Genomic DNA, 3,883 nt, shown 5'->3' with positions numbered 1-3,883 from the left:
GTAGACCTGGACCGGAAGGCCCACGGCCGGATCGAGGATGCCCTCGGGAAATTCGCGCACGAAGGCCACCATCCCGATCAGCAGCAGCGGCGCCGTCTCGCCGAACGCCTGCGCAAGCCCGATGATCGTCCCCGTCAGGATCCCCGGCATCGCAAGCGGCAGAACATGGTGGAAAACCGCCTGCATCTTCGAAGCGCCCACCCCGAGCGCCGCGTCGCGGATCGACGGGGGAATCGATTTCAGGGCCGCGCGGCGGCGGCGCCTCGCCGAGCTCCTGCCCATGGATGGTGTCCGGATCCATGCGCGAGCGGGCAGATGGAAAGCTCCGGTTCCGGCCCGTTCAGCGCCGTGCCAGCGGCCGCTGCGGCGGAGCGGCGGCGCCCGCAGCTGCCGGAAGGCTCCGGCGAGGCTTTGCAACCGCCTCGTTTCTCGGCAATTGCGCAGATCTCCGCCCCTGCCCCGGTCAAAATTTCGTGCAGCGCCGGGACTCTGCGGCAGGAATGCGCAGGATGCCGGCACGATTTCCTTCCAAGGACCCCCGATGCCCCCCTCCGATGCCAGTTCCGCGCATTCCGCTCCCTGCCCCGAGGCCGAAGACGGGCTGCCCATGCCCCGCCGCCGGAACGCGACGGCCGCCGTGCTCTCCACCGTCCTGCTGGTCGTGCTCGACCAGGCCATCGCCAATGTCGCCCTGCCCAGCATGTCGGCCTCGCTGGGCGCCGCGCCCGCCGACACTGTCTGGGTGGTGACCGCCTACCAGCTGGCGCTGGTCATGGGCATCCTGCCCGCCGCAGCGATCGGGGAGCGCTTCGGGCTGCGCCGGACCTATGCCGCGGGGCTCGCCATCTTCACCGCCGGCTCGGCCGCCTGCGCCCTGGCGCCGACGCTGGGCTGGCTCGTCGCGGCACGCTTCGTCCAGGGGATCGGGGCTGCGCCCTTGATGGCGCTCGGCATCGCGCTCCTGCGCTTCAGCTGGCCGCAGGGCGGCATGGGCCGCGTCATCGGCTGGATGGCAATGGTCGTGGCGCTTGGCTCGGCGCTCGGACCGATGGCCGGAGCGGCCATCCTGTCGGCGGCCGGCTGGCAGTGGCTCTTCGCGGTGAACCTGCCTGTCGGGATCGCGGTGCTGCTCTTCCGCGGCTGCCTCCCGGCCCCGCCGGTCGCGGCGCGGAGGATCGACCCCGGCAGCATCGCGCTGAATGCCCTGGCCTTCGGCACGCTCGTGCTCGGCGCCGACCACGCGCTGCGCGAGCCCGGGATCGGCCTGCCGCTTCTGGCCGCCTCTGCCGCCGGTTTCGCCGCGCTGGTCCGGCGCGAACGCCGGCGCGAGGCGCCGCTGGTGCCGCTCGACCTGCTGGCGAACCCGTCCTTCCGGCTTTCGGTGACCGCGTCGGTCTGCTGCTTCGGCGCGCAGATGACCGGATACATTGCCCTGCCCTTCCTGCTGCAGCACGGGCTGGGGCTGAGCGTGCTGGCCACCGGGCTCTGCATGACGCCCTGGCCGCTGATGGTCGCGGTCTGCGGGCCGCTTTCGGGTCGGCTGGCGGATCGCGGCGTGCCGGGCGGGGCGCTCTGCGCGGCGGGCGGAACCTGCCTCGCGGCCGGGCTGGCGCTGGCCGCGCTCCTGCCGGAGACGCATGGCCCCCTGCCGCTCGTTCCCGCGCTGCTGCTGGCCGGGGCGGGCTTCGGCCTGTTCCAGGTGCCGAACAACCGCAACATGCTGATTTCGGTGCCGAAGGCGCGCAGCGGCGCGGCCGGGGGCATGCAGGGCACCGCGCGGCTGGCGGGGCAGACCGCGGGCGGGCTGGCCATGGGACTGCTTTTCGCGGCCGCGCCGCTGCCCGCCGCGCCGAAGCTGGGGCTGGGCCTCGGGGCCTGCCTTGCGCTTCTCGGCGGGGCGGCGAGCCTGCTGCGCGGCGCGCTTCCGGCCGAACCGCCCGAGGTCCTTGCCGGCGGAGAATGACGCAAAGCGGCGGATCGCGCCGCAATTCCGGGCAGTTGCAGGGCGGGCGGTCGGCGGGGCCATTCCGCGGCTTGGCCGCCGGAAGTGGGCCTGCCAGCCTGCCCGGGTGCAACATTTCCTAGTTCCGGAGCCCCGACCATGACCCGCCTGCCCCTGTTCGCCGCCCTTTCCGCCAGCTGCCTCGCGGGTGCGGCCTGCGCGCAGGAGACCGGCCTCTGGCAGGCCTATGACGACATCTTCAAGGGCGCGAAATACATCGACCTGACCCATGTGATCACGCCGGAGATCCCGGTCTGGCCCGGTTCCGGCGATCCGGTCTTCGCTCCCGCGCAAGCCGGGGCCGCCCTCGGCAGCTATGCAGCCGAGGGCGATGTCTTCACCTATGGGACCCACGGTTTCGCCGCCACCGCCTACAGCCTGCCGACCGACCAGCTGGGCACCCAGCTGATCCGCCCGCCCATTGGGCGCCGGAATTCCCGGCGATCGACGAGCTGCCCGCGACCTACACCTTGCGCCCGCTGGTCGTGATCCCGATGCAGGACCAGGCGGCGGAGGATTTCGGCTACGCGCTGCAGGTCTCCGACATCGAGGCCTTCGAGGCGGAGCATGGCCGCATTCCCGAAGGCTCGGTTGTCTTCGTCCGCTCGGACTGGTCGAAGGGCTGGCCCGACAAGGACTTCGCCGCGCGAATGCCGTTACCCGGGGTCGGGCGCGGCGCGCTGAAATTCCTCCATGAAGAGCGGCACATCCATGTTCCATGGCCACGAGCCGCTGGACACCGATGCGACCCCGGATCTCGAGGGCGAGTGCTGGCTGATGCACAAGGGCTGCGCCCAGGCGGAGGGCGTCGCGCATCTCGACCTCGTGCCGCCGACCGGATGCCTCGTCTCGATCGGCTGCCCGAAGTTCGAGGGCGGCGTCGGCGGCTATCCGAAAAGCCGTCGAATTCCTTTGCGAGGATCAGCAGGTCTTCCCCGAGGGCGTCGGGCTGGTTAGCGATCCATTCCTGCAGATGGCTGCGCTCGCGTAGGTTTTCGTCGGCAAAGCGGGCCGGGTCTATGCGCTGGAGGCGGTTCCCGAGACGGTCGATCTGAAACATCTACTCCGCGGCATCCCCTTGATCCCTTCGCAGCCTGAGCCTGTCCATAGCGTCAAATGTCATCTCCAGCGCCTCCTTCATGGCGGCGAAGTTTATCCAGATTTCTGGGTCTGCAAGAGGCTCTATTTCAAAACTCACCATGGCGCCGTCGCGGTACCGAAAGGCCAAGGATTTAGGATCGACAATGGATATCTGTTCAAGGAAGTCGCACCATAGGATGATCTCTTGCTTGTCATAGCTCTTTGCCAGCTGGCGCCGGAGCGAAGTCACAAGGTAGTCAATGCTGTGACGGTTCAGCTTGCCCCGCAGGGTATCCCAGCCCGGGCTCAGACCCTTCAGATACAGCTCCAGGGTGTGGCGCGGCAAGAGAAGCCCGGGATTGGCGGCTTGGCGAGGACATGGCCGAAGAAGCCGCCGGTGCCGCAGCAGGGGTCAGTTCACGAGATTGGACGCCGGCGTCCTCAGGCGCGTTGCAAGCTGCGCCTGTGACAGACCCGCCTGGCCGCGCGCTGAGACCAGCAGCTCCAGCATGCGAGCATAGTAGGGAGAATGCGCTGTTCCGGCCAACGGGCACCCATGATCGTTTGCATGAGCGCTAATCCGGTGCTCGCAATACCCCCAAAATAGGGGTGTCACTGGGGAGGCGGAAATGGCTTCGTTGCAGAAGTCAGCGCCGGGGCGGGATGCCCCTTCCCCAGCGGAGGTCAGGCCAAGCGCTCGATCTCGGCGGTGCCGAGGGCGTTGAAGCGGTTCATGAATGAGCGGCAAGCGCCATCGGTCCCAGCGCAGCCGCGAATGACGCGGATGTGGATCTCGGCTGC

General features: G+C 69.3%; 5 protein-coding genes and 1 pseudogene. 4 read left to right on the top strand and 2 right to left on the bottom strand.

Translation table 11 applies throughout. From position 1 onward, the window contains the following. Positions 1 to 609 (bottom strand): ABC transporter permease subunit (locus HCC78_RS34575; RefSeq protein ID WP_256368377.1); only part of this gene is annotated, 609 nt, incomplete at its 3' end. Between HCC78_RS34575 and HCC78_RS31680 the strand changes: the two genes are divergently transcribed. The 4 genes and pseudogenes from HCC78_RS31680 to HCC78_RS34280 all read left to right on the top strand — a co-directional run bounded on the left by HCC78_RS31680 (position 608) and on the right by HCC78_RS34280 (position 2,959). After that, positions 608 to 1,963: an MFS transporter gene (locus tag HCC78_RS31680; protein ID WP_216671401.1), complete on the top strand. Its 1,356-nt coding sequence runs from the start codon at positions 608 to 610 to the stop codon at positions 1,961 to 1,963. The genes HCC78_RS34575 and HCC78_RS31680 overlap by 2 nt on opposite strands. 138 nt (positions 1,964 to 2,101) lie before the next feature. Further along, a complete protein-coding gene (locus tag HCC78_RS34285) occupies positions 2,102 to 2,491 on the top strand; it encodes a cyclase family protein (RefSeq protein WP_253949467.1) in 390 nt (129 codons plus the stop codon). Further along, positions 2,446 to 2,655 (top strand): annotated as a pseudogene (locus HCC78_RS35115) (cyclase family protein); the annotation flags it as partial. The gene HCC78_RS34285 and the pseudogene HCC78_RS35115, both read left to right, overlap by 46 nt. 40 nt (positions 2,656 to 2,695) lie before the next feature. Next, positions 2,696 to 2,959, top strand: coding sequence for a hypothetical protein (locus HCC78_RS34280; protein ID WP_253949466.1), 264 nt, complete (start codon positions 2,696 to 2,698; stop codon positions 2,957 to 2,959). Positions 2,960 to 3,062: 103 nt separating this feature from the next. On the opposite strand, the gene HCC78_RS31670 is transcribed toward HCC78_RS34280, so the two are convergent. Next, positions 3,063 to 3,428, bottom strand: a complete 366-nt coding sequence (locus tag HCC78_RS31670; protein WP_172332685.1) for a hypothetical protein — start codon at positions 3,426 to 3,428, stop codon at positions 3,063 to 3,065. Between the last annotated feature and the right edge of the window lie 455 nt (positions 3,429 to 3,883).

This window comes from Mangrovicoccus sp. HB161399 (genome assembly GCF_013184745.1).
Lineage (GTDB): Bacteria > Pseudomonadota > Alphaproteobacteria > Rhodobacterales > Rhodobacteraceae > Mangrovicoccus.
The sequence above is the reverse complement of the archived record's forward strand: the minus strand, read 5'-3'. Positions and strand labels throughout refer to the sequence as shown.